A 26,566-nucleotide genomic window follows, 5' to 3' on the forward strand; every position below is an offset into this window, starting at 1 on the left:
CGGCTGTTGCCGTTACCGTGACCCGCATGAACACCGTGGCGCGCACGGCCGTGGGGCTCGCGGCGATCGGCAGACCCGCCTACATCAACCTCGGCAGGACCGAGGCTCTTCCGGCAGAGCGGGACGTGACGGCTCTGCGCGAACGCACGTTCGCCGTGCTCGACGCGGTGTATGCGGCGGGCATCAGGCGAGTGGACGCCGCGCGGTCGTACGGTCGCGCGGAGGAGTTCCTCGCGGCCTGGCTCGCCGACCGGCGCCCCGCCGACGTCGTCGTGTCGAGCAAGTGGGGCTACGCCTACGTCGGCGACTGGCGGCTCGACGCCGACGTGCACGAGGTGAAGGAGCATTCCCTTCCCCGGTTCCGGGAGCAGTGGGAGCAGACCAGGTCGCTGCTCGGCGATGCCGTGTCGCTGTACCAGGTGCATTCGCTGACGGTGGACAGCCCGTTGTTCGGTGATGACGCACTGCTGGAGGAGCTGGCGGCGCTGGCCGACTCGGGCGTGCGAGTGGGTTTCTCCACCTCGGGGCCCGGGCAGGCCGACACGGTGCGGCGCGCATTCGAGTTGCGCGTCCACGGATCGCCCGTGTTCACCGCCGTGCAATCGACCTGGAACCTGCTGGAGCAGTCGGCGGAGCCCGCGTTGCGTGAGGCGCACGAGGAAGGCGCGCTGGTCCAGGTCAAGGAGACGCTGGCGAACGGCAGGCTCGTGGTGGACCCGCCGCCGGAGCTGGCTGAGCTGGCCCTGCGGCACGACGTCGGCAGCGACGCGGTGGCACTGGCCGCCGTGTACGCCCGGCCGTGGGCCGACGTGGTGCTGCTGGGGCCCGCCAGCCCCGAACAGTTGTGGTCGAACCTCGCGGGCGCTGCGCTCCACCTTGAGGTGAGGGACGAGGAGGCACTCGCCGCGCTGGCACGTTCCCCGGAGCGGTACTGGGCCGAGCGGTCCGAACTCGCCTGGCAGTGATCACCGAATCACTCAATCACTCGATCATTGTCGGGCACATCGCTGTCCCGTTGTCGCTGCCCAGGTGGAAGGAAACGGTGTTATCCGTCCTGTGTCCTTCTTCGGCAGGGATTTCCGGCCCGTGCACCGTAGGCTTGGGGTATGCGCCGGATCATGGGAACCGAGGTTGAGTACGGGATCGCGGTGCCGGGCGATGCGACCGCGAACCCGGTACTGACGTCCACCCAGGTGGTGTTGGCCTACGCTGCGGCAGCGGACATTCCGCGAGCCAGGCGCGCCCGATGGGACTACGAGGTCGAGTCGCCGTTGCGTGACGCGAGAGGGTTCGATCTGGCCGGTCCCGGCCAGCAGGCACCCGACCCCGACGTGGAGGATCTCGGTGCCGCGAACGTCATCCTCACCAACGGGGCCCGGCTCTACGTCGATCACGCCCACCCGGAGTACTCCGCTCCCGAGGTGACGAACGCCAGGGACGCCGTCATCTGGGACAAGGCGGGCGAGCGCGTGATGGAGGAGGCGGCACGGCGTGCGGCCACGGTGCCGGGCCAGCCGCCGTTGCAGCTGTACAAGAACAACGTGGACGGCAAGGGCGCCAGCTACGGAACACATGAGAACTATCTGATGGCGCGCTCGACCCCGTTCACGTCGGTGATCGCGGGACTGACGCCGTTCTTCGTGTCGCGGCAGGTGTTTACCGGCTCCGGCCGCGTCGGGATCGGCCCGCAGGGGGAGCAGCCAGGCTTCCAGCTCTCGCAGCGGGCCGACTACATCGAGGTGGAGGTCGGGCTTGAGACCACGCTCAAGCGCGGCATCATCAACACCCGCGACGAGCCGCACGCCGACGCGGACAAGTACCGCAGACTGCACGTCATCATCGGCGATGCGAACCTGGCCGAGTACGCCACGTTCCTCAAGCTGGGCACCACCGCACTCGTGATCGACATGATCGAGCACGGGGCGCGGTTCGACGAGCTGAAACTCGACGAACCGGTACGCGCCGTACACGAGATCAGCCACGACCCCACCCTCAAGACCACTGTGGAGCTGGCGAACGGGCGCAAGTACACGGGCCTCGACCTCCAGTTCGCCTACCACGAGGCGGTGTCTGAGCACCTGGAGCGCACAGGCGCCGACGAGCAGTCCAAGGAGGTGCTGCGTGTCTGGGGCGAGATCCTCGACGCGCTGGCCCGCGACCCACAGGAGTGCGCCGACCGCCTCGACTGGCCCGCCAAGCTGCGCCTTCTGGAGGCGTACCGGGAACGTGACTCGCTTGGCTGGGCCGCGCCGCGCCTGCACATGGTCGATCTCCAGTACTCGGACGTGCGCCTCGACAAGGGGCTCTACAACCGGCTCGTCACGCGGGGGTCGATGAAGCGGCTCGTCAGCGAGGAAGAGGTCAGGGCGGCCATGACGACGCCGCCCTCGGACACTCGCGCTTACTTCAGGGGCAGAACGCTGGAGAAGTACGCCGCGTCGATCGCGGCGGCATCCTGGGATTCGGTGATCTTCGACGTCGGCAGGGAGTCGCTCGTGCGGATCCCGACGCTGGAGCCGTTGCGGGGCACGAAGGCGCATGTGGGGCAGCTGCTCGACGAGGCGGAGACGGCCGAGCAACTCGTGGAGGCCCTCACCACGGCCGGATAATCTGGTTCGGGAAAAGATCATCAACGGCTCGGCCACGCCGGTGACGAAGGCTCCGGATGTCGGCGACTCTGGGTAGGCTAGGGACAAGCGGCCCGACCGGGAGGCGAACATGGCTCAGGAACGCATCGAGAAGCACGGCGGCGGCGACTCCGACGACGACGTCGAGGCCGCCCCCGCAGGTCAGGAGCGCAGGGAGAAGCTCGGCGAGGACGTGGACACGATCCTCGACGAGATCGACGACGTGCTCGAGGAGAACGCGGAGGACTTCGTGCGCGCGTACGTGCAGAAGGGCGGCCAGTAGCGAAGGCGCGGCCGTCTTCTAGGCTTGTTGATCGCAGAAGCGGTCGATGAGCACCGTTGTCCTGTTCATCCTCGTCGAGGGGAACCACGAGCACGCATGGAACACACGCCGCACAACGCGGGCTTCACCCTGCCCGCTGCCTACCTGTCGTCCACGACGTCGTCGTTCATCGATTTCCTCAAGGTGCAGGCGCCCGAGTTGCTGCCGCGCACGCGCGTGGAGGGAGTCCCGGTGGGCAACAGCCGGTTCGAACCACCACATGGCACCACGATCGTCGCCTCGACGTTCAACGGCGGGGTACTGATCGCGGGTGACCGCAGGGCCACCGCGGGTAACACGATCGCCAGCCGCGACCTGGAGAAGGTGTACGTCACCGACGCCTACTCCGCGGTCGGCATCGCGGGCACCGCGGGTATCGCGCTCGACCTCGTGCGGCTCTACACGGTGGAACTCGCGCACTACGAGAAGATCGAGGGCGTCTCGCTGTCGCTGGACGGTAAGACCAACAAGCTCGCCACCATGGTGAAGGGTCACCTGGACGCCGCCATGGCGGGGCTCGCGGTGCTGCCGCTGTTCGTCGGCTACGACATCGACGCGGGCGACCCGAAGCGGGCGGGGCGGATCGTGTCGTTCGACGTCACGGGCGGGCGCTATGAGGAGAGGGCGGGTTACCACGCCATCGGCTCCGGCTCGGTGTACGCGAAGTCGTCGCTGAAGAAGCTCTACGACCCCGAGGCCGACGCGGAGAGCGCGGTGCGGGCCGCGGTGGAGGCGCTGTACGACGCGGCCGACGACGACACGGCCACGGGCGGGCCCGACCTCGTCCGCCACATCTATCCGACCGTGGTCACGATCACCGCCGAGCACGGCGCGGTGTCGCTTCCGGAGTCGGAGACGGCAGCCATCGCGCAAGCGGTGGTCCGTGAGCGGTCGGAACGCCCGGGAAGGCTCGGCTGAACCGCCGGTGCGGAAGCCGGGAAAGCTTGGAACAGAGTAGTCCTGTCATCGATAGAGCAGAGCGGAGCCAACGCCAGTGACGATGCCGCTGTACGCCTCACCAGAGCAGTTGATGCGCGAGCGTTCGGAGCTCGCTCGTAAGGGCATCGCGCGGGGACGCAGTGTCGTCGTGCTCAAGTACCGGGGCGGCGTGCTGTTCGTGGCCGAGAACCCGTCGCCGACGTTGCACAAGGTGTCGGAGATCTACGACCGCATCGGGTTCGCCGCGGTCGGCCGCTACAGCGAGTTCGAGAGCCTACGCCGTGGCGGCATCCGGCACGTCGATCTCCAGGGGTACATGTACGACCGGAGGGACGTGAGCGCGCGGGCGCTGGCCAACGTGTACGCCCAAACCTTGAGCACGATCTTCACGGAGCAGCTGAAGCCGTTCGAGGTGGAGATCTGTGTGGCCCAGGTCGGCGCGAACTCGGAGGAGGATGAGCTGTACCGCCTGACCTACGACGGTTCGATCGTGATGGACGAGCCGAAGTACGTGGTCATGGGCGGGCAGACCGACGCCATCAACGCCAAGCTCAAGGACACCTTCTCCGACGGCATGGAACTCAACGCCGCGCTGGCTGTCGCGGTGGAGGCGCTGCGAGCTCCGGCGGGCTCGTCGGCGTCGGGTGGTTCCGGGGGCGGCGGCGACCTCGAACCGGGCAAGCTGGAGGTCGCGGTGCTCGACCGCGAACGCCCCGGGCGGAAGTTCCGCCGCATCACCGGCACCGCGCTGGAGGCTCTGATGCCGGGCTCGGGCCAGGACGGCGACTCCGCGTCCGGTGCGGCGGAAGCGTCCGAGCAACCCGGTCCGGCTGATTCGTCGCCCAGCGGCGACGCGACGAGCTGAGCGCCGGTGGCGAGAATCGCGGCCCTGGTCCACTACCCGGTCAAGGGGTGCGCCGGGGTCGAGATCACCGAGGGTCTTCTGTCGGATGCCGGGCTGGGCCACGACCGCACGTTCATGGTCGTGGACTCCGACGGCGGGTTCCTCAGCCAGCGCAAGGATCCACGGCTGGCGCTGGTGCGGCCGGCCATCATCGGCGCGATGGCCGATCTCGGCGACGTCGGTGCTGCGACCGAGGTGGAGGACATCCCGCGCCTGACATTGGCGGCTCCCGGGATCGAGCCGTTCTCTCTCGCTGTTGACCCCTCGGGCGAGACGGGCGTGCCGATGGCCGTGCGGCTGCACGGGTTGTCCTTCTCCGGTCTCGATCAGGGCGACGAGGTCGCAGGCTGGCTGAGTACGGTCCTGAGCCGTCCGTGCCGGTTGGTGCGGGTCCCACCGGATCACGACCGCCTCACAGGCGGGGAAACGCCTGGCACGTCGGGATTCGCCGACAGCAGCGCGGTTCTGGCCGTGTCGCTTCAGAGCCTGGCGGAGCTGAACTCCAGGCTGGAGGCGCGGGGTGCCACGCCGGTGCCGGTGAACCGGTTCCGGCCCAACATCGTCATCGATGGCTGGCACGGGCCGCATGTCGAGGACGACATGAGGCGGTTCGAGGTCGGTCAGGCCGAGCTCGGGTTCACCAATGTAGCCATCCGGTGTGCCGTGACCACGGTCGATCAGGCCACGGGCGAGCGCAAGGGCCCCGAGCCGCTGCGCACGCTGGCGGACTACCGGCGGATCGCGGGCGGTGTCATCTTCGGGGCCAAGTTCTCGGTGACGCGCGCCGGTAAAATCTCTGTCGGCGACGAGGTGCGTGTGACCCGCTGGGCCGAGGACGGCGCCCCTTCCGGCGAGTGAGCCCCCGCCATGGACAACGACGGGGGCTTGGTGAGGCGACGGCGAACCGGCCCTGCTGGGCTAGGGGAGCTGCCTTCCCGGTCGGTACACCGAGAGAGCACTCGGGCGCGAGCGGAAGCGGAACCTGCGTCCCAGCGGCCCCACTTCGCCGTCGGTGGCGATGCGGCGATTGCCGTCGAGGATGGCGACATCAAGTTCGGGCAGGTCGCACTGCTTGTAGACGTGGCTGGTCTCCAGCGTGTTCGTCAGAACGGCGAGCAGGAACCGCACGCGAGAGTACGGCCGGTCGGCCCTGAGGTAGCGGACGTCGAGCAGGCCGGTGTCGAGGGCGGGCCTTCGTGAGGGGATGACGCCTTTCGGGGCGTAGGTGCCGTTGCCGACGAAGAGCAGCCACACCAGCAGGTACTCGCCGTTCAACCGCACGCGCAGCGGCCGGGCGCTGCGGAGGGTGCGGACCATGGCGATGACCGCTGACGGCCACTTCGGATGCCGCCGTTGGATGGTTTCGCGCATCCGCACCATTTCCGGGTAGCCCCCGAGGCTCGCCGTGTTGACGAACCAGCGGCGGGCGGTGCCCTCGTCGTTCTCGATCTCCACCTCGCCGAGGTCGATGCCCACGGCCTCGCCTGCGCGGGTGGCCGCGTCCGTGTCGGCGAGATAGCGCAATCCGAGGTCTCGGGCGAAGTGGTTGAGGGTTCCCGCGGGAATGAGTGCGAGCGGGAGTCCGGTGTCCGCCGCGACCGAGGCCACGGCAGCGGCGGTGCCGTCACCTCCGGCGACCCCGAGGGCCTTGACGTTTCCCGGGCGCCGCCGGAGCTCGCCGGTGATCTGGGCGCGCAGATCGGCACCTGGCTCGGGGTGGACGATGACGGTGTGTGGCCACAGTGCCTGGATCTCGGCGGTCGGATCGTCGGCCGGGTTGCCGGAGTTGGGGTTGACCACCGTGAGGATGTGCGCGCCCTCCCGAAGAGCAGGGGCGTCGGCAGGATGCGCCGTGTGCGCGCGGGCGTCGGTGTGCAGCGGCCACCAGTGACGGGTGGCCAATGCGACGACCACGCCGAGCGCGGCCCCCGCCCCGATGTCACTCGGCCAGTGCACTCCGGTGTGGATCCGGGAATAGGCCACGGCGGCGCCCAGCGGGGCCAGCACGGCGCCGAGACGAGGTGATTCGAGAGCGGCAGCCGTGACGAACGCGGCGGCGGAGGCCGCATGGCCGGAAGGGAACGACGAGGACGTTGGGCGCTTGTGCAGCCGCCGGACCTCGGGAACGACCTCGGCAGCGGGCCGCCTGCGCGGCAGAAGTGGTTTGCCGACGAGGTTGGCGGTGGCGCTCGCGCCAGCCAGCGCGATCAGGCCTCGCAGCGCCGCGCGTCGCGTCGGGCCCTTGCGGGTGGCGAGCCCCGCGGCGATGGCCCACCACAGACGTCCCTTGTCCGCGGACCGCGTGAGCCGGGTCAGTGCCGAGTCCGCGGGGGTGTGGGGCAGGGCTGCGCTGTATCGCATGACGAGGCGGTCGGCTGCGCTCACCCGGTGCATCCTGCGCGCCAGGTGGGTGATGACGACGTCGATGATTAGGCCACCTCGGTTCTGAAAGTCTTTCGTTCACCGTACCGTGGCCGAAAGCGCCTACTCTTGAAGGATGCAGCGGCGGATCTTTGGGATCGAAACCGAGTTCGGGGTCACCTGCACCTTCCACGGGCAGCGAAGGTTGTCTCCCGACGAAGTGGCGCGCTACCTGTTCCGGAGGGTCGTGTCCTGGGGCCGGTCCTCGAACGTGTTCCTGTCCAACGGCTCCCGCCTGTATCTCGACGTGGGGTCGCACCCCGAGTACGCCACCGCCGAGTGTGACGACCTGACACAGCTGGTGACACACGACAAGGCGGGCGAGCGGATTCTGGAGGATCTGCTCGTCGATGCCGAGCGCCGCCTCGCGGACGAGGGCATCGGCGGCGACATCTTCCTCTTCAAGAACAACACCGACTCGGCAGGCAATTCCTACGGCTGCCACGAGAATTACCTCGTGACCCGCGCGGGTGAGTTCTCGCGGGTGGCGGATGTCCTCCTGCCGTTCCTCGTGACCCGGCAGCTCATCTGCGGGGCGGGGAAGGTGCTGCAGACGCCGCGTGGCGCGGTGTACTGCCTTTCGCAGCGAGCCGAGCACATCTGGGAGGGCGTGTCGAGCGCGACGACGCGCTCCCGGCCGATCATCAACACGCGCGACGAGCCGCACGCCGACGCGGAACGCTACCGCAGGCTGCACGTGATCGTCGGGGACTCGAACATGGCGGAGCCGACGACGCTGCTGAAGGTCGGCTCGGTCAACCTCGTGCTGGAGATGATCGAGGAGGGCATCCAGTTCAGGGACTTCACGCTGGACAACCCGATCAGGGCGATCAGGGAGATCAGCCACGATCTGACGGGACGACGGCAGGTGCGGCTGGCAGGAGGCAGGGAGGCCTCGGCGCTGGAGATCCAGCGTGAGTACTACGCCAGGGCCGTGCAGCACGTGGAAGCGGGAGGAGGGTCGCCCGCGTCACGTCAGGTGATCGATCTGTGGGGCAGGGCGCTGGACGCCGTGGAACAGCAGGACTTCTCTGATATCGACACCGAGATCGACTGGGCGATCAAGCATCGGCTCGTCGAGCGCTACCGCAGCAAGCACAACCTGGTGCTGTCCGATCCGAGGGTCGCGCAGCTCGACCTCGCCTACCACGACATCCGTCGCGGCCGAGGCGTGTTCGATCTGTTGCAGCGCAAGGGTTTGGTGCGGCGCATCACCGATGACGGCGAGATCGAACTCGCCAAGGACACCCCGCCTCAGACCACCCGCGCGAAGCTGCGGGGTGACTTCATCGCCGCGGCGCAGCAGGCGGGGCGTGACTTCACCGTTGACTGGGTGCATCTGAAGTTGAACGACCAGGCTCAGCGGACAGTGTTGTGCAAGGACCCGTTCCGCTCCGTGGACGAGCGGGTCGAACGGTTGATCAGCTCGCTCTGAACCGGCGCGCTTGCCGGGCGTGAGGGGCCTGGCCTGCGCGGGGCGCGCCGGGCGGGCGCTAGGGTTACGAGGGTGTCCACCGCCCGTGCCGAGCGCCTGGTGAACCTGGTGCTCGCTCTGTTATCGACTCGGCAGTACCTGACGTCCGAGCGGATTCGCGGCATCGTGCCCGGCTACATCGATGCCACGAGCGACGAGGCGTTCTCGCGCATGTTCGAGCGCGACAAGGCGGAGCTGCGCGATCTGGGCATCCCACTCGAAACCGGGCGCAACTCGGCGTTCGACCCCGTGGAGGGATATCGGATCGCCCGCCGTGACTACGAGCTCGGTGACGTCGAACTGGCGCCCGACGAGGCCGCTGCCGTCGCGCTGGCCGTGCGGCTGTGGGACTCGCCGGAGCTGACCGGCCAGGCACAGGGCGCGCTGGTGAAGTTGCGCGCAGCCGGGGTCGAGGTGGACGAGCATGCGGCCACGCCCGTCGAGCCGAGGGTGCACGCCGAGCCCGCGTTCGCGCCGCTGCTGTCGGCCGTGCAGGCGGGACGGGTGGTGCGTTTCGACTACCGGCGATCGTCGTCGCCGGAGCGGCGTCCTCGCACGGTGGAGCCGTGGGGTGTGGTGTCGTGGCGGGCCCGCTGGTATCTCGTCGGCCATGACAGGGACCGCGACGCGCCGCGGTGTTTCCGCCTTTCCCGGATCACCGGGCCGGTGCGCGCGCTGGGCCGCCCCGGCGCCGTGACGCGGCCCCAGGACGTCAACCTGCTGGAGTTCGTCGCGGGAGTCGGCGGTGGTGAACGGGACCCCCAGCCGGTGATGCGGGCGCGGTTGTGGCTCGCGGAGGGCCGCGCCGCCGGTATCCGCAGGCATGCCACCGTGGTGGGCCGCCGGGCGGTCGCCGATGTCGATGGTGACGTGGTGGAACTGGACCTCTGGGCGCCGGAGAGCGCCGCCGACTGGATCGCGGGCCACGGTCCTGACGCGCTGGTGCTGGAGCCGGATGTGCTGGCCAAGGCGGTGGCCGACCGGTGGGAGCGCGTGGTGCAGGAGGTGCGGCGGTGAGCGGATCGGGTGATCGGCTGCCGAGGCTCCTCGCGCTCGTGCCGTATCTGCTGGCGAGGCCGGGCATCCGGATCGACGAGGCGGCCCGCGATTTCGACGTCACTCCGAGGCAGTTGCGCAAGGATCTCGAACTGCTCTGGATGTGCGGCCTTCCGGGGTACGGCCCCGGTGACCTCATCGACCTCTCCTTCGACGGCGACACCGTGTCGGTGACCTACGACGCGGGCATGCGCCGCCCGCTTCGCCTGACGGGCGCTGAGGCCAGTGCACTGCTGATCGCCTTGCGGGCGCTGGCCGAGACGCCGGGCGTTGTCGATGCCGACAGCGTGCACAGAGCCATCGCCAAGATCGAGGCCGCATCGGGCGACGCCCGGCCTTCCGGCGTGGTGGTGGGCAGCGGTATCCGGGAGGCGGCCACCACGGCGGCGACTCGCGAGACACTGCGGCAGGCGTTGCAGCGTGGCCGCGCACTGTGGTTGCGATACTACAGCGCGTCGAAGGACACGATCACCGAACGCACCGTTGACCCGATGCGGCTGCTGATCGTGCAGGGCATCAGTTACCTGGAGGCGTGGTGCCGCAAGGCCGAGTCCGTCCGCCTGTTCCGGCTCGACCGCATCGACGAGCTGACCGTGCTGGAGGAGCAGGCGTCCCCGCCCGACGCGGCGACCCCGAAGGACCTGTCCGAGGGCGTCTTTCCGCAGCGGCCCGAGTATCCGGAGGCCGAACTCGTTCTCGAACCGGACGCGCGGTGGGTCGCCGAGTACTACCAGTGCGAGGAGCTGGCGGAACTCGACGGAGGCAGGTTGCGGGTGCGGATGCGCTACGCCGACGAGTCGTGGCTCGTGCGCCTGGTGCTGCGTCAGCGGGGAGAGGTGAAGGTCGAGCGGCCGGCCAGTGTCGCGGAGGCTGTTCGCCTGCGAGCCGCCGAGGCGCTGGCACGTGCTCGTCACCTCGACGCAACCTCGGCTGATTAGGGTGATGCCCGTGCTGTACATGGTGAGTGCCGCTCTCGTCGTGGCCGCGGTCGCCGGTGCCGGACCTGTCGTGGTCCGCGTGTTCCGGCTCTTGCGCGTCTACCGCGCGAGCGCGAGCATGGTGTCGGCTCGCACTGGTGATCGGGTCGGGTTGCTGCGGGCGCGGTCCGCGGCCGTTCGTGTCGCGGTCCGCCAGCGTCGCCGCCACCGGCGCGACACCGCGGCAGCACAGTACGATCGACCGTGAACGAGTAAGGAGGCCAGGCGATGAATGCGTTGCAGCCGTGGCATTTGATCATTCTGGTTCTTGTCGTGGTTCTGCTGTTCGGCGCCAAGCGCCTGCCCGACGCGGCCAGGTCGATCGGCAAGTCGATGAAGGTGTTCAAGGCCGAGACCAAGGACCTGCGTGAGTCGGGCCAGAGCTCCGACCCCGCGGCCACCGCCGCGCAGGCGGCTCCGGTGACCGAGCCCGACACCCGCCAGTTGCCGCAGTCGGCCACGACTCCGCCCGTGCCGCAGGCTCCGGCCACCCCGCCCGCTCCCGCAGCCTCGGTCACCCCGCCCCCGGCAGCCCCGGCAACCCCGCCACAGGCGAACGCGGCAGGCACCGACGACCAGGTCGAGCAGCTTCAGCGGCAGCTCGACGAGTTGAAGCGGCAGCAGGCCGCCCAGCGGGCGCAGAACAACGCGGGCTGAACCCCTCTCGGACGGCGCTTCGCGGCGCCGCCAACGCTGCCTGATTCGTCAACACGGGATGGAAACGGACACGGTTCGTGGCGGATTCCTCGAACGACCGCACCAGTAAGCGGCGTAAGCGCAGCCGTCGGCACAATCCCGACGGCACGATGACGCTGATCGAGCACATCTACGAGTTCCGCCGCCGTCTGGGTTTCGCATTGATCGCGCTGGTGGCGGGCGGGGCTCTCGGGTTTCTCTGGTTCACCAACAGCGTCGGACCCATCCCGTCGCTCGGGGACATCGTCAAAGGGCCGTACTGCGCGATCCCTCCTGAGCAGCGGTTCCCGAGGGAGGGGCCGTGCCGGCTGTTGCAGACCGTGCCGTTCGAAGCCTTCATGATCCAGCTGAAGGTGGGCCTGACGGCCGGTGCTGTGCTGTTCGCCCCAGTGTGGCTCTACCAGCTCTGGGCGTTCATCGCTCCTGGACTGTACTCGAAGGAACGCAAGTACGCGCTCGTCTTCGTCGGGTTCGCGAGCGTGCTGTTCGCCGCCGGTGCCGTGCTCGCGTACGCCATGGTGCCGTTCGCCCTTGAGATCCTGGTGAACTTCGGCGGCGGCGCGTTCGACACCTGGTTCACCGGTGACAAGTACGTCTCGTTCGTGCTGTCGCTGTTGCTGATCTTCGGGGTGAGCTTCGAGGTCCCGCTGCTGGTGATCATGCTGAACCGCGTCGGTGTGGTCAGCTACGCCCAGCTCAGCAAGTGGCGAAGGGGCCTGATCTTCATCGCGTTCGTCTTCGCGGCCTTTGTGACGCCTGCGGACCCGTTCTCCATGATCGCGCTCGCCGGCGCGCTGACGGTGTTGCTGGAGCTGTCGTTCCAGATCACCCGCATCCACGACAAGCGCAAGGCTCGCCGCCGGGGCGAGGAGAACTGGGATCAGCTCGCGGACGACGAGCCTGCTCCGTTCCACTACACGCCGAGCACGATCGACGACGAACCCGGCGCCACCGGCGGTAAGTCCCGCGCCGAGGATGTCACCTGAGCATGGCGATGCGGGTGGCGCTCGCCGTTCATCCCGACTCCGGTCAGGGCGCGGCGGCGCGCATGGCAGGCACGGTCGCGGCACGTCTGCGCACCGTGGTCGATCGACTCGACCTGATCACGGCGGACTCGCCGGAGCGGTTCAGGCGCAGGGTTGCCGAGTGCCGCGACTCCGGTCTCGACGCGCTCGTCGTCCTCGGTGGTGACGGCGCGGCGCACCAGGCCGTCCAGTGCTGCGCGGGCACCGACCTGGCGCTCGGGCTGGTCCCGTCGGGCACCGGCAACGACTTCGCCCGCGCGCTCGGCGTTCCCCGTGACCCGGTGTCGGCGCTGTCCTCTCTGGTGTCGGCGTTGCGGCACGACCACAGGCGCCGTGTGGACCTCGGCAGGATTGACGGCGGTGATTCGTCCGTGCCGCACTGGTTCGGCACGGTGCTCTGCACTGGATTCGACGCCGCCGTCAACGCGCGCGCCAACAGCATGCCGTGGCCGCGCGGGCCACACCGCTACGACCTCGCGCTCGTGCGGGAACTGGTGTCGTTGCGGCCGAGACCCGTGGTGGTGGAGACGGAGAAGGAGCGCCTGACGACACAGGCGACGCTGGTGGCGGTGGGCAACACCGCGTTCTACGGCGGCGGGATCCCGATCTGCCCTGAGGCGGTGTGGGACGACGGTGCGTTCGACGTGACGGTCGTCGGCCCGGTGAGCCCGCTGCGGCTCGCCCGGATTCTGCCGAGGCTGCGGACAGGCGCGCATGTGCGCCATCCCTCCGTGCACACGCTGCGCGCCTCGCGGGTGCGGATCGAGGGGCCTGGGGAGTGGCCGGTGTTCGCCGACGGCGACCCGATCAGCGCGTTGCCGACGACCGTGACGTGTGTGCCGGAGGCGCTGACGGTGCTCGGCGTGACCCGCGAAAGCACGGTGTAGGCGGCCGGAAGCCGGGTATTCAACCGAGCGGTTGACTACGGTGGTGGCGAGGTCTATCGTTATTGTCAACCAGATGGTTGAGTACAGGAGATCGGTGTGGCAGACGATCGGTTGTCCCGCATGTTCGCCGCGCTCGCCGACCCGACCCGCCGTGACATCGTGGCCCGGCTCGCCCGAGGCGACGCCACGGTGGCGGAGCTGGCCGAGCCGTACGACGTGTCCATGCAGGCGGTGTCCAAACACCTGCGGGTGCTGGAGGAGGCGGGACTGATCAGCCGAAGCCGGCAGGCGCAGCGCAGGCCGTGTCACCTCGAAGCGGAGGTGCTGGACCTGATGACCACGTGGATCGAGCGTTACCGGCTCGCCGCCGAGGAACGGTTCAGCCGTCTCGACGCCGTGCTGGCCGAAATCGACACCACCGGTGATTCCGGTGGCAGCGCCCGACAGGACGCCCAACAGGAGGCATCATGACGACCCAGACCCGAGACACCCTCATCGAAGCCGTTCCCGACCTGCCGTCCGTGCGGATCGTGCGGGAGTTCGACGCCACGCCCGACAGGGTCTTCCGTGCGTGGACGGATCCGGAACTGGTCGCGGCGCTGGATGGGGCCGAAGAACATCGAGATGCGCATCGACACGTGGGACGCCCGCACCGGCGGCAACTACCACTACACGGCATGGCAGGGCGGCGAACAGGTCGCGGAGTTCTACGGCTCCTTCCACGAGGTGCGCACACCGAAGCGCCTCGTGCAGACGTTCGGCTACACGGCCGAACCTGACGCGGTGAGCCTGGACATCTGTACGTTCGACGACCTCGGCGGGCGGACCCGCGTGTCGATCCTGTCGCTCGTGGACACTCTCCAGACCCGCGACGCCATGCTGGCCAGTGGGATGGAAACCGGCGTGGTGGAGGGCTACGTCAAGCTCGACGCGCTACTCGCCTGAGCCCGGCGCCAGCCGCTCGCGGACGTACTTCGGCAGCCCCGCCACCACGAGGTCGTACGACTCGTGCACGAGGTCCACGACCAGATCCGCAGGGACGGAACCGTCCAGGACGATCGTGTTCCAGTGCCGCTTGTTCAAGTGGTAACCGGCGGTGATGGCGGGGTAGGTGTCCCGCAGGTACAGCGCGTGCTCCGGTGCGCACTTCAAACTCACCGTGAGCGGCTGGTCGTCCAGAGCGGACAGCGCGAACATCTTGTCGGCCACGAAGAACACGCTCACCTCGGGCGAGAACGGGAACCGCTCGTCGGTGCCAGGAAACGACAGGCACAGCGACCGCAACCGCTCGATGTTCCACGGTCCGATGACATCCACGCCACCCATGTCGTCCTTGCGGTCCTTGTCGTCCTTGCTGTCCATGGCACCGCAGCCTAGCCGCGACCACCGACGATTCCGGGCCCGGACAACCGCAGCGCAAGGCGGTCCGGCGGCGGCGCGGACGGGCTCACAGTGCGTCGCGGCACCACCCCGTGCGAGCACACCGCCGGGTGTGAAACCCTGACGATCGTGGACTCCTCCACTACACCTCCGAGTCCGGCCGAAGCGTATGCGGCGGCACGGCGCCGAGGAAGGTACCCACAGCTCGCGCGCTTCGCGTCCGATGTGGCGTTCACCTTCGACGAATTCCAGATCCGAGGCTGCGAGGCGCTCGAGGACGGGCACGGCGTGCTGGTGTGCGCCCCGACCGGCGCGGGCAAGACGATCGTCGGCGAATTCGCTGTCCACCTGGCGCTGGCTGAAGGCCGCAAGTGCTTCTACACGACGCCCATCAAGGCGCTGTCCAACCAGAAGTACGGCGACCTCGTCGATCGCTACGGCCCCGACGCCGTCGGGCTGCTGACCGGTGACACCTCCATCAACGGTGGCGCGCAGATCGTGGTGATGACCACCGAGGTGCTGCGCAACATGCTCTACGCGGAGTCGAGCACGCTCGACGACCTCGGCTACGTCGTGATGGACGAGGTGCACTACCTGGCCGACCGGTTCCGCGGCGCGGTGTGGGAAGAGGTCATCCTGCATCTGCCGTCGTACGTGCGCGTGGTGGGACTCTCGGCCACGGTCAGCAACGCCGAGGAGTTCGGTGAGTGGCTGATGGAGGTGCGTGGCGACACAGACGTCGTCGTGGACGAACACCGCCCCGTTCCACTGTGGCAGCACATGTTCGTCGGTGGCCGCATGCTGGATCTCTTCGCGGGGGAGCGCATCGACACCGAGGGCACGGGCGAGAAGGGCGAGAAGGGGGAGGCCAAGCTGAACCCGCAGTTGCTGCGCAAGGTCGAGGACACGGCGCGGATGCACGCGCCTGCCGGGCTGCGTGGCAGGGGGCGCAGGGGCGCGCCGTACCGGGGTCCGCGTTACCGCCCGCCGTCGCGCACCGAGATCGTCGATCGGCTCGACGCGGCCGGGCTGCTCCCGGCCATCGTCTTCATCTTCTCCCGCGCGGGCTGCGACGCGGCGGTCGCCCAGTGTGTGCGGTCGAGGTTGCGACTCAACGGCCCCGAGGAGATCGAGCAGGTGCGCCGCATCGTCGATGAGCGCACCGCCGAGCTCCCGCAGAGCGACCTCGCCGTGCTCGGTTACTGGGAGTGGCGGGAGGCGCTGGAACAGGGCATCGCCGCCCATCACGCCGGACTGCTGCCCGCGTTCAAGGAGACCGTGGAGGAGTTGTTCGTCCGTGGGCTCGTCAAGGTCGTGTTCGCGACCGAGACACTCGCGCTGGGCATCAACATGCCCGCGCGCACCGTCGTGCTCGAACGCCTCGTGAAGTACAACGGGGAAGCCCACGTCGATCTGACTCCCGGCGAGTACACGCAGCTCACCGGACGCGCGGGAAGACGGGGAATCGACGTCGAGGGGCACGCCGTGGTGGTGTGGCAGCCCGGTGTCGATCCGAGACAGGTCGCGGGGCTGGCCTCCACCCGAACCTATCCGCTGCGGTCGTCGTTCCGGCCCGGCTACAACATGGCCGTGAACCTGGTCGGCCGGTTCGGGTCGGCCGCGGCCCGCGAGCTGCTGGAGAGGTCGTTCGCGCAGTTCCAGGCCGACCGGTCGGTGGTCGGGCTGTCGCGCAGGATCGACCGCAACGTGGAGGCGCTGCGCGGCTACGCCGACGCGGTGACCGGCGACGTCACCGAGCTGCGGGCGTATCTGACTCTGCGGCAGCGGGTGTCCGAGCGGGAGAAGGTGCTCGCGCGGCAGAACACGGCGTCGCGGCGCGCGCAGACGGCAGGCTCGCTGGAGAAGCTCCGCAAGGGCGACGTGATCGCGGTGCCGCAGGGGCGGCGTGCGGGGCTGGCCGTGGTGGTCGATCCGGGAGTGGACCAGTTCGACGAACCGAGGCCGGTCGTGGTGACGGAGGATCGCTGGGCGGGCCCGCTGTCGCTGTCCGACTTCCCCGCCCCCGTCGAGCCGCTGGGCAGGCTGAAGCTACCCAAACACGTCGAGCTGCGCTCGCCGAAGACCCGCCGTGACGTCGCGGCGTCCCTGCGCAACCTGGGCCTGCGCCCGCCGCGCCGGACGAAATGGCGCTCCGACGCCCACTCCGACCCCGAGCTCGCCGACCTGCGACGCCAGTTGCGGAACCACCCGGTGCACGGGATGGCCGACCGCGAGGCCAACCTGCGCTGGGTGGAGCGCTACCAGCGTCTCGAAGCCGAGACCGAGCAGCTCAAGCGCAAGGTCGCGGCGACGACGCATTCGCTGGCCCGCGCGTTCGACCGCATTCGCCGGTTGCTGTCCGAGCGCGGTTTCCTCGACACCGAAGGGGACGCGGTCACCGAACACGGCCGGCTGCTGGCCCGGCTCTACAGCGAGTCGGACCTGCTGGCAGCCGAGTGCATCCGCCAGCGGCTGTGGCACGGGCTGGCCCCCGCTGAACTCGCCGCGGTGGTCTCCACGCTCGTGTACGAGGCGCGGCGGGACGCTACCACCGAGTCGAAGCTGCCCGCGGGGCCAGTCTCGACCGCGTGGCAGGAGACGGTGCGGGTGTGGACCGACCTCGTCGAGGACGAGCGCAGGCACCGGCTCGACCGCACGAGGGAGCCCGATGCCGGGTTCGCCTGGCCCGTCTACCGCTGGGCGCGAGGGGAGACGCTGGAGAAGGTCCTGACGGCGGCGGAGGTCAACGGTCAGGAACTGTCGGCAGGCGACTTCGTTCGCTGGTCGCGGCAGGTCGTTGACCTGCTCGACCAGATCAAGGACGTGCTGGGCAGGGAGCACCCTGTCGGTGGTGCGGCAGGCAAGGCGTCCCGCCTGCTCCGGCGCGGTGTGGTGGCCGCGGGAGAGGTCTGAGGACGTACCGGGGAAGCAGCAGGGAAGCGGCAGGGAAGCACTGAGGAAACGCTGAGGAAGCCGCCGGGCAGACGTGTCGGCCGAGTACCTTGTGTGGTTGGATTCCACAGGCGGAAGAACCGCGGAGCGGGACTGCCGCGAGAGTGCGACGTTGGCTGTGACACGCGGAAAGGCAACACGATGAGTGCGCCGTACGGAGGCAACAACCCCGCGCAGTGGGGTCAGCAACCGCAAGCGGACCCCGCGTCCGGCGGGTTCGCCCAGCCCGGCGGGTACGGCCAGCAACCCGCCTATGGCCAGCCTTCCTACGGCAGTGCCGGTGCTGCGGGCACTGCGGGCGCTGGCCAGCCAGCCCAGCCAGCCCAGCCGCAGTACGGGCAGCAGCCCGCGCAGAACCCGTACGACCAGTCCGGCGCCTACGGCCAGCAGCAATCCGCCTACCCGCAGCAAGGCCAGTTTCCGCAGCAGGGGCAGTACGGTGGCGCGTACGGGCAGGGCTACGACCAGCAGGCCGCCGGTTACGGTCAGCAGCCCGGCTACGGGCAGCCCTCCGCGTACGGTCAGCAGCCCTACGGCGCGGGCCAGCAGCCAGGACAATCCGGCAAGTCCGGAGGTAAGGGACTGTGGATCGGCATCGCGGTGGCCGTCGTGGTGCTCGCGGGCGCGGCCGTGGTGCTGTTCTGGAAGCCCGGCGTGGTCAATCCGACCGTCTTCGACCAGAACAGCATGGAAAGCGACATCCAGCGGGTTCTCCAGGACAGCTACGGGCTGACCGTGGACGGCGTGACGTGCCCCTCGGGCCAGGAAGTCAAGAAGGACAACACGTTCACGTGCGAGGTCACCGTCGGCGGCGCGCCGCAGAGCGTGAAGATCACAGTCACCAGCGACGACGGCCACTACACCGTTGACAAGCCGGCGCCGAAGGGCTGACGCGAAAAATCGTTGGTGCGTCCCCGTCCCTACCCTTCAGGATCAGTACATGAATGACGTCTCGGTTCGGGCGCTGCGCGAGGACGAGTTCCGCGCGGCACACACTCTCTTCCGCGCGGCCCTCCACACTGGACCCGCGACCGACGAGCGGTGGGAGCGTGTCCATAGTGTCTACCAACCGGGCAGTGCGCTGGGGGCGTTCGACGACGAACTGATCGGCACCGTGCGCTCGACCGACGCCGAACTCGTCGTGCCAGGTGGGGCGCGGGTGCCGATGGCGGCTGTCACCGGTGTCGGTGTGCGAGCTGACCGCACCCGGCGGGGAGTGCTCACGGCGTTGATGCGGCACCAGCTCACCACATTCGCCGACCGTGGTGTCGTGGCCGCCGTCCTCTACGCCACAGAGGGCGTGATCTACGGCCGGTACGGCTACGGCATCGCCAGTCGCTACCGGAAGTGCACTGTGGACACGAGGCGAGCACAGCTCCGCCTGAGTGTGCCGCAGGGAGGCCGGATCGAGTTGCTTTCCCTCGACGAGGCCGAGCGGCGCCTTCCCGAGCTGTACGCGAGCCTTCCGCTGCGTCCCGGCATGATCACCCGCACCGAGCGGTGGTGGCCCGGTTTCCTGGCGCAGGTACGGAACTGGGACAAGCCCGCGGTCACGGTCGTCCACCATGGACCTGACGGGCCCGACGGGTTCGCCATCTACCGGGTGGATCGGGACCCGGACTCCGGCGGGACGATGCTGGTGGAGGACCTGCACTTCGCCGATGCTGCGGCGTTCGCAGGTCTGTGGCGGTTTCTGTTGTCCGTGGATCTGGTCGAGCGGATCACGCTGTCGTACCGGGGGCTGGAGGAGCCGCTGGAGTTGTTGTTCACCGACCCGAGGGCGTGCGCGACGAAGGAGGTGCTCGACGAGACCTGGCTTCGGCTGGTGGACGTCGAGGCCGCACTGGCCGCGCGGCCTTGGCGCGGTGAGGCGCTCGTGCTGGAGGTCACCGACGCCGTGCTCGACCGCAACACCGGCCGCTACCGCATCGGATCGGACGGCGTGCGGCGGACAGAGGAAGAGCCGGACGCTGTCCTCGACGTTGACACGCTCTCGATGATCTACTCGGGCGGGTGGCGCCCTTCGACGCTGGTGGACGCGGGGCGGATCACGGTGCGCGAGCCGGGCACGGCGGCCCGACTCGACGAATGCGCGCGGACGCCGTCGCTGCCGTGGTGCGGTACGTTCTTCTAGACCGTAGGGGCGGACGACGTCGAGTGTGGAGTGTGCTGTCGTGCGGATGCGCGCTGCCGGTGAAGTCGCAGGGCTGTGGAGGATCGCCGCACTCGCGGGTGTGACCGCGATCGTGACCGCCTGCGGTGGCGCCGCACCGGATGAGGACGCACCCGCGCCGACCATGGCAGAGGACACGGTGGACTCCGGGAACTCCGCGCCGCCGTCCTCGGTCTCCGTCTCGGCCGGGGTACCTGCCTCGCTGACGCCACTGCCGAAGGCTCTCGACGGCGATGTGGTGGAGAAGGCGGTCCGCACGGTGCTCACCGACAGCTTCGGCGTCTCCGACGTCGAGGAGGTGCGGTGCCCCCGGCGGCCCGCCGTGCGGGAAGGCGCGACGTTCGACTGCACCGCCGTCATCGACGGTGAGAGCAAGCGCATCCCGATCGAGATCCTCGACGACGACGGCCGCTACGAGGTTGGCCCGCCGGTCTGATCGACGGCAGGCAGCCCTGTGCGTCGGCTGGCCGCCACCGGGCAAGCTCGGTACGCACGGCAGGGGACCACCTTGCTGCCGCTTGGCCGTCGAATGCCGACGGGTCAGGAGTTCTGAGCCGGCAGCGCGGCGAGCAGCCGGTTGACCGAGCCACCCAGGTTGTAGCGTTCGGCAAGCTCCGCCACCCGCCGAGGGGCGGAGGGCGTGGCCGGAACGTGATCGTCGGGTGAGCCCGTCACGGGTGCGTCGGTGGCCACCCGCACCACCAGGGGAGCGGCGGCGAGGTAGTCGGCCGCCTCGGCGAGTGTGACCCGCGCCTTGGGCGGCACGTCGCGGTGGCCGTCGCGCGCGGCGATCAGCAGACCCTCCAGCGAGCCGAAGCGCGTGATGAGTCTGGCCGCGGTCTTCTCGCCGATCCCCGGAACGCCAGGAAGACCGTCGGAGGGGTCGCCCCGCAGCATCGACATGTCGGCGTAGGCCGCTCCCGCGCCCTCCACAGGTAGCGCGTAACGTGCGGCGACCTCCTCAGGGCCCAGCACCTCGGCCTTGGCCCAGCCCTTGCCCACGTAGATCACGGACACCGGGCTCGGCTCGTGCCGCACGAGCTGGAACAGGTCGCGATCACCGGTGACGACCTCGACCGGCCGTTCCCGCTCGCGAGCCGCGAGAGTGCCGATCACGTCGTCGGCCTCGTAGCCCTCCGCCTCGGCCACGGCGATCCCGACCGCGTCCAGCAGGTCGAGGATGATCGGCACCTGAGGGGTGAGGGTGTCGGGAACCTCCTCGACGTCTGGTTCACCCGCACCCTGCGCCTCGGCCGCCACGCGATGCGCCTTGTAGCTGGGCAGCGCGCGCACCCTGAACTCGGGCCGCCAGTCGGCGTCGAGGCAGGCGACGAGGCGCGCGGGACGGCGGTCGGTGAGCACACGCGCCACGGTGTCGGCGAATCCTCGCACGGCGTTCACCGGCGTGCCGTCCGGCGCGGTCATCGACTCGGGCAGCGCGAAGAACGAACGGAAATAGAGGCTCGCGGCGTCGAGCAGCACCAGCGGGGCAGTCACGCGACCAGCCTGCCACATCGTGATGACATCGGTGGGTGTGCCGTGCGGGCGCCACGCCTGCCGCAGGGCTAGGCTCACGGCCATGTCGCGTCGTTCTCTGCATTTCCCCGCTCCCGATGCCGCCACCCTCCGCGCGCGAATCGATCGCGCCCGCAGCGCCACGGCGGACGCGGCGACGGACGCACTCCTGATCGGACCCGGCTCCGACCTGCGCTATGTGATCGGTCAGGCAGGCGGTTCGTTCGAGCGCCTCTCCGTGCTGCTGGTTCCAGCCACGGACGCCGCTCCCACCCTGGTGGTTCCCGCGCTGGAGGCGCCCGGGTTCGCCGACGTGCCCACCGGCGAACTCGGGGTCGAGGTGGTGACGTGGGTTGATGGCGAGGACCCGTACCGGATCGTGGCCGACCGCCTCGGTAATCCCGGTCGCGTGGCTGTGAGCGACACGATGGCAGCCCTCCACGTGCTGCGGTTGCGGGATGCGATGGCCGGCGCCGAGCAGACGCTCGCCGGCCCGGTGCTGCGGCACCTGCGCATGTGCAAGGACGCGGCCGAACTCGCCGCACTGCGCCGCGCGGCCGAAGCCATCGACAGGGTGCACGCGCGCATCGGTGAGTGGCTGCGGCCAGGCCGGACCGAGGCCGAGGTGGGCGCCGACATCGCCGAGGCCATCGTCGAGGAGGGGCACACGCACGCCGACTTCGTGATCGTGGGCTCCGGCCCGAACGGCGCGAGCCCTCATCACGACGTGTCCGACCGCGTGATCGAGAAGGGCGACGTGGTCGTCGTGGACATCGGCGGGCCGATTCCCGAGGGCTACAACTCGGACTCCACGCGCACCTACGTGCTCGGGCAGCCCGACCCGAAGGTGGCCGAGGAGTACGCGGTGCTCCAGCGCGCGCAGGAGACCGCAGTGCGAGCGGTGCGGCCGGGTGTCACCGCTCACGAGGTGGACGCCGCGGCCCGCGACATCCTCACCGAGGCCGGGCTCGGCGAGCTGTTCATTCACCGCACGGGCCACGGCATCGGCCTCGACGTGCACGAGGACCCCTACATCGTGAGCGGCAACGATCTGCCGTTGCAGCCGGGCATGGTGTTCAGCATCGAGCCCGGCATCTACCGGGCGGGGCAGTGGGGCGCCCGTATCGAGGACATCGTCGTGGTCACCGCCGACGGAGTGGAGCCGCTGAACACGCGCCCGCACGACCTCACCGTGCTGCCCGACGATGACGCCTAGGGGTCTGGAACCGCTCGACCAGGCGATCGTGCGGGAGCTGGCGGCCGACGGCCGCCGCAGCTTCACGGACTTGGCCGAGCGGGTCGGTCTTTCGGTCTCGGCCGTGCACCAGCGGGTGCGCAGGCTGGAGCAGCGTGGCGTCATCCGTGGCTACACCGCCCGGCTCGACGGGGAGCAGATCGGGCTGCCGCTGACGGCGCTGATCTCGTTGACGCCCAACGATCCGGCCGCGCCCGACGACTACCCACAGCGGCTGGAACACATCTCGGAGATCGAGTCGTGCTACTCCGTGGCGGGTGACGAGTCGTACGTGCTGCTCGTGCGCGTCGCCTCACCGCTGGCGCTCGAGGATCTGCTCCGCCGCATCCGCGAATCGGCGAAGGTGTCCACGCGCACCACCGTGGTGCTCTCCACGCCGTTCGAAGGCCGCTCGCCGACGCTGTGACGAGCTGCCCCACGGCGTGTCCGCACCTTATGCACGGGTGCTTGCACTTCCCGCACGCGTGTCGGCACCTGTCCACTCCTCGTGCACCCCACCACGCCTGAGGTCGGGTGTTGCCCGACCGGCTTCGCGGACTCACCCCGGCACAGCACCCTTCCGCGTTACCATGGCGCCCATGGCAACGCGGAAGGTGACGGTGTCGCTCGACGACGGTGTGCTGGCGTTCGCCGAGAAAGCGGCGAAGGCTCGTGGTGTCTCGGTGTCGGCGTGGTTGTCCAGGGCAGCCCGGCGTGAGGCGGTCCGCATCGGCTTCCACGCGGCGGACCCTCGCGACGAACTCAGGACCGCCGAGCAGGTGGCGCTGCGGGACGAGGCCGAGCTGGCCGCCGCGCGGGAGGACCTGCGTGCGCAGGGGTGAGGTCTGGACCTACTACCCGCCATCCGAACAGGCCCGCGCACGCCGGATGCTGCTGCTGTCCTCCGACGGCGTCAACGACTCCGACCGGCCGTGGCTGCTGGGTACGGAACTCTTGGACCGCGACCCGCACGACATCCTCGGGGTCGCTGTTGACGGCCACTACTGGATCTCCACCGTCAACGTGACCCGCCTGTACCGGCCGTGGCTGCGGGAATGCGTCGCCGAGATCGACGGCGAGGTCCAGGAACAGATCGACAGCGCCTTGCGCGCCGCCCTTGATCTCTGAACCGGCTTCCTCAGCTTCCCGCGAGTGACTGCGCCGACGGCGCTGCGTGGAGGTTGCCGTCCACGCCTTCCAGGCAGGCGGCCTCCCTGTCGTCGGTGGCGAGGAACTCGCTCAAGCACCGTGCCATCTGCTTGTGGCCTTCGGCGTTCGGGTGGAACGATTCCTGGAGGACGTGGCTCGCGCGGTCGGCCTGTTCCAGATCGTCCCAGCGCACCGTGAACCGGGTGAACCACTCCTCGCCGGCGTCGTCGCCGCCGCTGCACGCCTCATGACCCGCACCGGCTCGGGACAGGTCGAGGAACCGCACGTCCGCCTGCCTGGCAGCCCCGCGTAGAGCCTCCGACAGCTCCACCGCGCCGGTCTCCGCCACCCACCGCAGGTCGTCAACCCGGAACGGGCAGCCGTTGAGGTTGCGCCACTGCTCGGGGATACCGGGGCCGATGGGCGAGGCGTAGGACTGGAGGACCAGCTCGTAGTCCGAGCGCTCGTAGCCCGCGTCCTTCAATACTTGCTTGACGTCCTCGAGTGCGGCCACGACCTTGGGCACCATGGCGTCGAGCCGGTGCTGCCAGTCACGCTTGATCCCGGCGCTGCACGGCGAGTCCTTCTCCATGAACCATGCGGTGAAGCACTCGGAGATCAGCCGGGAGAAGTGCGGTTCGTCGTTGGCACCGATCGCGACGACGACCGCCGTCACCCTGTGATCGTTGAGCAGCTCGCGAAGCCTTCCCGCCTGCGACGGTTCGGTCCACTGCTCGGTGTCGCCGAGCGCGACGTGCTCCGACGGGGCGCCGGAGCAGGCGAGGTTGACCGATTCGACAACGCCGGTGAGTTTGATCTGATGCACCGCCGCGTGCGGCGAGCGGTGGCACCAATTGCCGTCCTTGCCGTCGGTGTCGGGTAGGTAGTCGCCCGCCCCCTCACCGGACAGCGTGCTGTCGCCCAGCGACACCACGGTTAGGGGGCCGGTCCCGGGAGGCCCTGGCGGTTTGACGGGGGAGTCGGGATCGGGGCCGGTGAGGACGAACACGGCGACGAGGACGGTGACGGCCGCGAGAGCTAGAGCGCTGAGCACCCACCGAGACCTGCGCACGGTCGGTCAGTCTACGCGAAAAGGGTTCGCCGCCGCGCCGGGCGGCGTGCGAGCATGGCCCGCGCCTGTGATCCGCGACCCTGGGGGACTTCGTGTTCGGCCGACGACCTGTGCTCTTGTTCGACGCGGACGACACGCTCTGGGAATGCAATGTCGTGTTCGAGCGGGCCGCCGACGACTTCTGCGCCTGGCAGGCACGGCCCGGGCTGGACGCGGCGGCGGTGCGACGCGTGCTCGCCGGGATCGAGCGCGCCAACACCGAGCGGCACGGCGCGGGCGCGGCGGTGTTCCTCCGCAGCCTCGCCGACTGCCTCGAACACCTTCAGCAGCGGTCTGCCACCGGCGCCGAGCACGCTCACCTGCGGCGGCTGGCCGAGGCGGTGCTCGACTGCCGCATCGAGATGATCCCGGAGGTCGCCGAGACACTCGGGGCGCTTCAGGAGAAGTACCCGCTGGTGCTGGTGACCAAGGGCGACGCCGTGGACCAGTGGCGCAAGATCGACAACTCCGGGCTGCGAGGGCATTTCGAGGCCGTGCACGTGGTGCGGGAGAAGACCACCGCGACGTACTCGTGGCTGGCGGAGCGGTATCAACTGGACGTCGAGAGCACCTGGATGGTCGGTAATTCGCCGGCCTCCGACATCCTGCCCGCGCTGGCCGCCGGTATGGGGGCCGTGTACGTGCCCAACGACAACACCTGGGCGCTGGAACACGCCGACCTCGATTCCGCGGCGGATCGCCTTGTGACGCTGGAGCGGTTCGGGCAGCTGCTCGACCACTTCTGACCGTCGCGGACGGCCGCTCGGGTCGTGGCAGGGTCCTCGTCACCTGAGGTGTCCGTCTGGGTACCCTGAGCGGCCGGAGCGGTGTGCTACCGAGGTGCTGGAATCTCCATTCCCGGTCAGGTTCGCGAAATGACGTAATACGGAGGGCGGGAGCGACGTGTCCTATCTGTCCCCTCGATTCGTCGTTCGAAGTGACTCACCGGAGCGGGAGGTTGGGGAGTACGCGCGCGCATACGGCTGGCCGAAAGTTCTCGACATACCGGAGGATCCGGAATCCGGAGACGTGCGATCAGTCGAATGGGAGATCACCGGAGGGGCTCGCCTCCGGTTCTTCCGGGACGGTGCGACCGGAGGTTCCTGCTTCTTCGTCGAGGCGCAGTACTCCGAGCTGTGCCTTTCCATGACGCGGCACGCGGTCGCCGGGATTGCCGTGTACACGCGTGCGGAGTTGCTGAATGCCTTCGACATCGCGGCCCACGGTTCCGAGGAGCGAAGCCGGGCTCTGCTGCTGGCAGCACTCGGAGCGCCCCCTGCGCACGACGCGGACGTTCATCGAAGAATCCGGGAGGCGCTGGGTGACTCGAACGTCGGCGTGCGTTCGGCGGCCGTTCACGCGATGTCCTACTCCCCGGCTTCCGAGTACATTCCGGTACTGCGTGACGCCGCAACGAGTGACCCGGACTCGAAGGTTCGCGAAGAAGCCACGGAGCTGCTCGACGTCTTCGCGCAGGTCGGAATCGGTGAGATGTGACGATCCGTTTCTCGCGCCGTGGCCATCCTGCCGACCGGAGCGCTCACGAGCCTCCACCGCACCGGGAGCAGGCGCACGCCGACTTCGATCCCCGCCAAGTACCGCCTTGTGACGCTGGAGCGGTTCGGGCAGCTGCTCGACCACTTCTGACCGTCGCGGACGGCCGCTCGGGTCGTGGCTCACAATTCCGGTGACCGGCGAGCTCCTCCGTCCTATTCTCTTTCGAT

At 69.2% G+C, this 26,566-nt stretch carries 29 protein-coding genes and 1 pseudogene; 26 read left to right on the forward strand and 4 right to left on the reverse strand.

Annotated features, from left to right (window positions below; translation table 11 throughout):
* The first annotated feature begins 26 nt into the window (after window positions 1-26).
* From SACXIDRAFT_RS19725 to SACXIDRAFT_RS19750, 6 genes are all read left to right on the forward strand, one after another.
* Entirely contained in the window at window positions 27-965 is a 939-nt protein-coding gene (locus SACXIDRAFT_RS19725; RefSeq protein WP_006240445.1) for an aldo/keto reductase, read from the forward strand.
* Between the two features lie 141 nt (window positions 966-1,106).
* A complete protein-coding gene (gene dop, locus SACXIDRAFT_RS19730) occupies window positions 1,107-2,609 on the forward strand; it encodes a depupylase/deamidase Dop (RefSeq protein ID WP_006240446.1) in 1,503 nt (500 codons plus the stop codon).
* 109 nt (window positions 2,610-2,718) lie between these two features.
* A complete protein-coding gene (locus tag SACXIDRAFT_RS19735) occupies window positions 2,719-2,910 on the forward strand; it encodes a ubiquitin-like protein Pup (protein ID WP_006240447.1) in 192 nt (63 codons plus the stop codon).
* A 96-nt stretch (window positions 2,911-3,006) separates the two neighbouring features.
* Window positions 3,007-3,867, forward strand: a complete 861-nt coding sequence (gene prcB / locus SACXIDRAFT_RS19740) for a proteasome subunit beta (RefSeq protein WP_006240448.1) — start codon at window positions 3,007-3,009, stop codon at window positions 3,865-3,867.
* Window positions 3,868-3,943: 76 nt separating this feature from the next.
* The gene (gene prcA, locus SACXIDRAFT_RS19745) at window positions 3,944-4,753 is read left to right on the forward strand and encodes a proteasome subunit alpha (protein WP_006240449.1); all 810 of its coding nucleotides are present in this window, start codon (window positions 3,944-3,946) and stop codon (window positions 4,751-4,753) included.
* Between the two features lie 6 nt (window positions 4,754-4,759).
* Window positions 4,760-5,650: an MOSC domain-containing protein gene (locus SACXIDRAFT_RS19750; RefSeq protein WP_006240450.1), complete on the forward strand. Its 891-nt coding sequence runs from the start codon at window positions 4,760-4,762 to the stop codon at window positions 5,648-5,650.
* A gap of 60 nt (window positions 5,651-5,710) precedes the next feature.
* Here SACXIDRAFT_RS19750 and SACXIDRAFT_RS19755 read toward each other — a convergent pair whose 3' ends face one another.
* Window positions 5,711-7,186 (reverse strand): bifunctional phosphatase PAP2/diacylglycerol kinase family protein, encoded by a 1,476-nt coding sequence (locus tag SACXIDRAFT_RS19755; protein WP_232285341.1) that lies wholly within the window; start codon window positions 7,184-7,186, stop codon window positions 5,711-5,713.
* A gap of 103 nt (window positions 7,187-7,289) precedes the next feature.
* On the opposite strand from SACXIDRAFT_RS19755, the gene pafA reads away from it, so the two are divergent.
* The 9 genes and pseudogenes from pafA (at window position 7,290) to SACXIDRAFT_RS19800 (ending at window position 14,273) form a co-directional block, all read left to right on the forward strand.
* A complete protein-coding gene (gene pafA / locus SACXIDRAFT_RS19760; RefSeq protein WP_006240452.1) occupies window positions 7,290-8,648 on the forward strand; it encodes a Pup--protein ligase in 1,359 nt (452 codons plus the stop codon).
* 72 nt (window positions 8,649-8,720) lie between these two features.
* On the forward strand, window positions 8,721-9,704 hold the full coding sequence (locus tag SACXIDRAFT_RS19765) for a helix-turn-helix transcriptional regulator (RefSeq protein WP_006240453.1): 984 nt from the start codon (window positions 8,721-8,723) through the stop codon (window positions 9,702-9,704).
* Window positions 9,701-10,681, forward strand: coding sequence for a helix-turn-helix transcriptional regulator (locus SACXIDRAFT_RS19770; RefSeq protein WP_006240454.1), 981 nt, complete (start codon window positions 9,701-9,703; stop codon window positions 10,679-10,681). The genes SACXIDRAFT_RS19765 and SACXIDRAFT_RS19770 overlap by 4 nt, the downstream gene beginning before the upstream one ends.
* A 4-nt stretch (window positions 10,682-10,685) precedes the next feature.
* Window positions 10,686-10,928: a bacteriophage holin gene (locus SACXIDRAFT_RS19775; protein WP_040922812.1), complete on the forward strand. Its 243-nt coding sequence runs from the start codon at window positions 10,686-10,688 to the stop codon at window positions 10,926-10,928.
* Between the two features lie 20 nt (window positions 10,929-10,948).
* Window positions 10,949-11,377, forward strand: coding sequence for a Sec-independent protein translocase subunit TatA (tatA, locus tag SACXIDRAFT_RS19780; RefSeq protein WP_006240456.1), 429 nt, complete (start codon window positions 10,949-10,951; stop codon window positions 11,375-11,377).
* Between the two features lie 77 nt (window positions 11,378-11,454).
* A complete protein-coding gene (tatC, locus tag SACXIDRAFT_RS19785) occupies window positions 11,455-12,402 on the forward strand; it encodes a twin-arginine translocase subunit TatC (RefSeq protein WP_006240457.1) in 948 nt (315 codons plus the stop codon).
* Between the two features lie 2 nt (window positions 12,403-12,404).
* Window positions 12,405-13,328, forward strand: a complete 924-nt coding sequence (locus SACXIDRAFT_RS19790) for a diacylglycerol/lipid kinase family protein (RefSeq protein ID WP_040922290.1) — start codon at window positions 12,405-12,407, stop codon at window positions 13,326-13,328.
* A 96-nt stretch (window positions 13,329-13,424) separates the two neighbouring features.
* A complete protein-coding gene (locus SACXIDRAFT_RS19795) occupies window positions 13,425-13,799 on the forward strand; it encodes an ArsR/SmtB family transcription factor (protein ID WP_006240459.1) in 375 nt (124 codons plus the stop codon).
* A pseudogene (locus tag SACXIDRAFT_RS19800) lies at window positions 13,796-14,273 on the forward strand (SRPBCC family protein). The gene SACXIDRAFT_RS19795 and the pseudogene SACXIDRAFT_RS19800 overlap by 4 nt, the downstream one beginning before the upstream one ends.
* Here SACXIDRAFT_RS19800 and SACXIDRAFT_RS19805 read toward each other — a convergent pair.
* Window positions 14,262-14,654, reverse strand: coding sequence for an MmcQ/YjbR family DNA-binding protein (locus tag SACXIDRAFT_RS19805; RefSeq protein ID WP_050987046.1), 393 nt, complete (start codon window positions 14,652-14,654; stop codon window positions 14,262-14,264). The pseudogene SACXIDRAFT_RS19800 and the gene SACXIDRAFT_RS19805 overlap by 12 nt on opposite strands.
* 183 nt (window positions 14,655-14,837) lie before the next feature.
* On the opposite strand from SACXIDRAFT_RS19805, the gene SACXIDRAFT_RS19810 reads away from it, so the two are divergent.
* The 4 genes from SACXIDRAFT_RS19810 (at window position 14,838) to SACXIDRAFT_RS19825 (ending at window position 20,269) form a co-directional block, all read left to right on the forward strand.
* The gene (locus tag SACXIDRAFT_RS19810; protein WP_040922814.1) at window positions 14,838-17,621 is read left to right on the forward strand and encodes a DEAD/DEAH box helicase; all 2,784 of its coding nucleotides are present in this window, start codon (window positions 14,838-14,840) and stop codon (window positions 17,619-17,621) included.
* A 180-nt stretch (window positions 17,622-17,801) separates the two neighbouring features.
* Window positions 17,802-18,551 carry a DUF4333 domain-containing protein gene (locus SACXIDRAFT_RS19815; RefSeq protein WP_006240463.1) on the forward strand — a complete coding sequence of 250 codons (750 nt, stop codon included), beginning with the start codon at window positions 17,802-17,804 and terminating at the stop codon, window positions 18,549-18,551.
* Between the two features lie 49 nt (window positions 18,552-18,600).
* Window positions 18,601-19,794, forward strand: a complete 1,194-nt coding sequence (locus SACXIDRAFT_RS19820; protein WP_006240464.1) for a GNAT family N-acetyltransferase — start codon at window positions 18,601-18,603, stop codon at window positions 19,792-19,794.
* A gap of 46 nt (window positions 19,795-19,840) precedes the next feature.
* On the forward strand, window positions 19,841-20,269 hold the full coding sequence (locus SACXIDRAFT_RS19825; RefSeq protein WP_040922291.1) for a DUF4333 domain-containing protein: 429 nt from the start codon (window positions 19,841-19,843) through the stop codon (window positions 20,267-20,269).
* A 104-nt stretch (window positions 20,270-20,373) separates the two neighbouring features.
* Here SACXIDRAFT_RS19825 and SACXIDRAFT_RS19830 read toward each other — a convergent pair whose 3' ends face one another.
* Entirely contained in the window at window positions 20,374-21,348 is a 975-nt protein-coding gene (locus SACXIDRAFT_RS19830) for a 5'-3' exonuclease (RefSeq protein ID WP_006240466.1), read from the reverse strand.
* 64 nt (window positions 21,349-21,412) lie between these two features.
* On the opposite strand from SACXIDRAFT_RS19830, the gene SACXIDRAFT_RS19835 reads away from it, so the two are divergent.
* From SACXIDRAFT_RS19835 to SACXIDRAFT_RS19850, 4 genes are all read left to right on the forward strand, one after another.
* Window positions 21,413-22,564, forward strand: a complete 1,152-nt coding sequence (locus SACXIDRAFT_RS19835; protein ID WP_006240467.1) for a M24 family metallopeptidase — start codon at window positions 21,413-21,415, stop codon at window positions 22,562-22,564.
* The gene (locus SACXIDRAFT_RS19840) at window positions 22,554-23,009 is read left to right on the forward strand and encodes an Lrp/AsnC family transcriptional regulator (protein ID WP_006240468.1); all 456 of its coding nucleotides are present in this window, start codon (window positions 22,554-22,556) and stop codon (window positions 23,007-23,009) included. Before SACXIDRAFT_RS19835 ends, SACXIDRAFT_RS19840 begins: the two co-directional genes overlap by 11 nt.
* A gap of 172 nt (window positions 23,010-23,181) precedes the next feature.
* On the forward strand, window positions 23,182-23,424 hold the full coding sequence (locus tag SACXIDRAFT_RS19845; protein WP_040922292.1) for a hypothetical protein: 243 nt from the start codon (window positions 23,182-23,184) through the stop codon (window positions 23,422-23,424).
* Window positions 23,411-23,710, forward strand: coding sequence for a hypothetical protein (locus SACXIDRAFT_RS19850; RefSeq protein ID WP_006240470.1), 300 nt, complete (start codon window positions 23,411-23,413; stop codon window positions 23,708-23,710). Before SACXIDRAFT_RS19845 ends, SACXIDRAFT_RS19850 begins: the two co-directional genes overlap by 14 nt.
* A gap of 10 nt (window positions 23,711-23,720) precedes the next feature.
* Here the strand turns inward: SACXIDRAFT_RS19850 and SACXIDRAFT_RS19855 are convergent, their stop codons facing one another.
* Complete coding sequence (locus SACXIDRAFT_RS19855; protein WP_006240471.1) at window positions 23,721-24,785, reverse strand: GDSL-type esterase/lipase family protein; 1,065 nt, start codon at window positions 24,783-24,785, stop codon at window positions 23,721-23,723.
* A gap of 110 nt (window positions 24,786-24,895) precedes the next feature.
* Between SACXIDRAFT_RS19855 and SACXIDRAFT_RS19860 the strand changes: the two genes are divergently transcribed.
* The 3 genes from SACXIDRAFT_RS19860 (at window position 24,896) to SACXIDRAFT_RS23735 (ending at window position 26,489) form a co-directional block, all read left to right on the forward strand.
* A complete protein-coding gene (locus SACXIDRAFT_RS19860) occupies window positions 24,896-25,588 on the forward strand; it encodes an HAD family hydrolase (RefSeq protein ID WP_006240472.1) in 693 nt (230 codons plus the stop codon).
* 283 nt (window positions 25,589-25,871) lie between these two features.
* Entirely contained in the window at window positions 25,872-26,339 is a 468-nt protein-coding gene (locus tag SACXIDRAFT_RS19865; RefSeq protein WP_040922293.1) for a HEAT repeat domain-containing protein, read from the forward strand.
* An 18-nt stretch (window positions 26,340-26,357) separates the two neighbouring features.
* Window positions 26,358-26,489, forward strand: coding sequence for a hypothetical protein (locus SACXIDRAFT_RS23735; protein ID WP_269731621.1), 132 nt, complete (start codon window positions 26,358-26,360; stop codon window positions 26,487-26,489).
* The last annotated feature ends 77 nt before the right edge of the window (window positions 26,490-26,566 follow it).

Source organism: Saccharomonospora xinjiangensis XJ-54 (assembly GCF_000258175.1).
In the GTDB taxonomy this organism is placed as follows: domain Bacteria; phylum Actinomycetota; class Actinomycetes; order Mycobacteriales; family Pseudonocardiaceae; genus Saccharomonospora; species Saccharomonospora xinjiangensis.

Excerpts from the sequence above, each read along its gene's own strand:
- SACXIDRAFT_RS19830 (WP_006240466.1), bottom strand. The coding sequence starts at position 21,348 with ATGTGGCAGGCTGGTCGCGTGACTGCCCCGCTGGTGCTGCTCGACGCC.
- tatA (WP_006240456.1), top strand. The coding sequence starts at position 10,949 with ATGAATGCGTTGCAGCCGTGGCATTTGATCATTCTGGTTCTTGTCGTG.
- SACXIDRAFT_RS19790 (WP_040922290.1), top strand. The coding sequence starts at position 12,405 with ATGGCGATGCGGGTGGCGCTCGCCGTTCATCCCGACTCCGGTCAGGGC.
- SACXIDRAFT_RS19840 (WP_006240468.1), top strand. The coding sequence starts at position 22,554 with ATGACGCCTAGGGGTCTGGAACCGCTCGACCAGGCGATCGTGCGGGAG.
- SACXIDRAFT_RS19835 (WP_006240467.1), top strand. The coding sequence starts at position 21,413 with ATGTCGCGTCGTTCTCTGCATTTCCCCGCTCCCGATGCCGCCACCCTC.
- SACXIDRAFT_RS19825 (WP_040922291.1), top strand. The coding sequence starts at position 19,841 with ATGCGCGCTGCCGGTGAAGTCGCAGGGCTGTGGAGGATCGCCGCACTC.
- dop (WP_006240446.1), top strand. The coding sequence starts at position 1,107 with ATGCGCCGGATCATGGGAACCGAGGTTGAGTACGGGATCGCGGTGCCG.
- SACXIDRAFT_RS19845 (WP_040922292.1), top strand. The coding sequence starts at position 23,182 with ATGGCAACGCGGAAGGTGACGGTGTCGCTCGACGACGGTGTGCTGGCG.
- SACXIDRAFT_RS19820 (WP_006240464.1), top strand. The coding sequence starts at position 18,601 with ATGAATGACGTCTCGGTTCGGGCGCTGCGCGAGGACGAGTTCCGCGCG.
- SACXIDRAFT_RS19725 (WP_006240445.1), top strand. The coding sequence starts at position 27 with ATGAACACCGTGGCGCGCACGGCCGTGGGGCTCGCGGCGATCGGCAGA.
- pafA (WP_006240452.1), top strand. The coding sequence starts at position 7,290 with ATGCAGCGGCGGATCTTTGGGATCGAAACCGAGTTCGGGGTCACCTGC.
- SACXIDRAFT_RS19805 (WP_050987046.1), bottom strand. The coding sequence starts at position 14,654 with ATGGGTGGCGTGGATGTCATCGGACCGTGGAACATCGAGCGGTTGCGG.
- prcB (WP_006240448.1), top strand. The coding sequence starts at position 3,007 with ATGGAACACACGCCGCACAACGCGGGCTTCACCCTGCCCGCTGCCTAC.
- SACXIDRAFT_RS19735 (WP_006240447.1), top strand. The coding sequence starts at position 2,719 with ATGGCTCAGGAACGCATCGAGAAGCACGGCGGCGGCGACTCCGACGAC.
- SACXIDRAFT_RS19755 (WP_232285341.1), bottom strand. The coding sequence starts at position 7,186 with ATGCACCGGGTGAGCGCAGCCGACCGCCTCGTCATGCGATACAGCGCA.
- SACXIDRAFT_RS19775 (WP_040922812.1), top strand. The coding sequence starts at position 10,686 with ATGCCCGTGCTGTACATGGTGAGTGCCGCTCTCGTCGTGGCCGCGGTC.
- SACXIDRAFT_RS19815 (WP_006240463.1), top strand. The coding sequence starts at position 17,802 with ATGAGTGCGCCGTACGGAGGCAACAACCCCGCGCAGTGGGGTCAGCAA.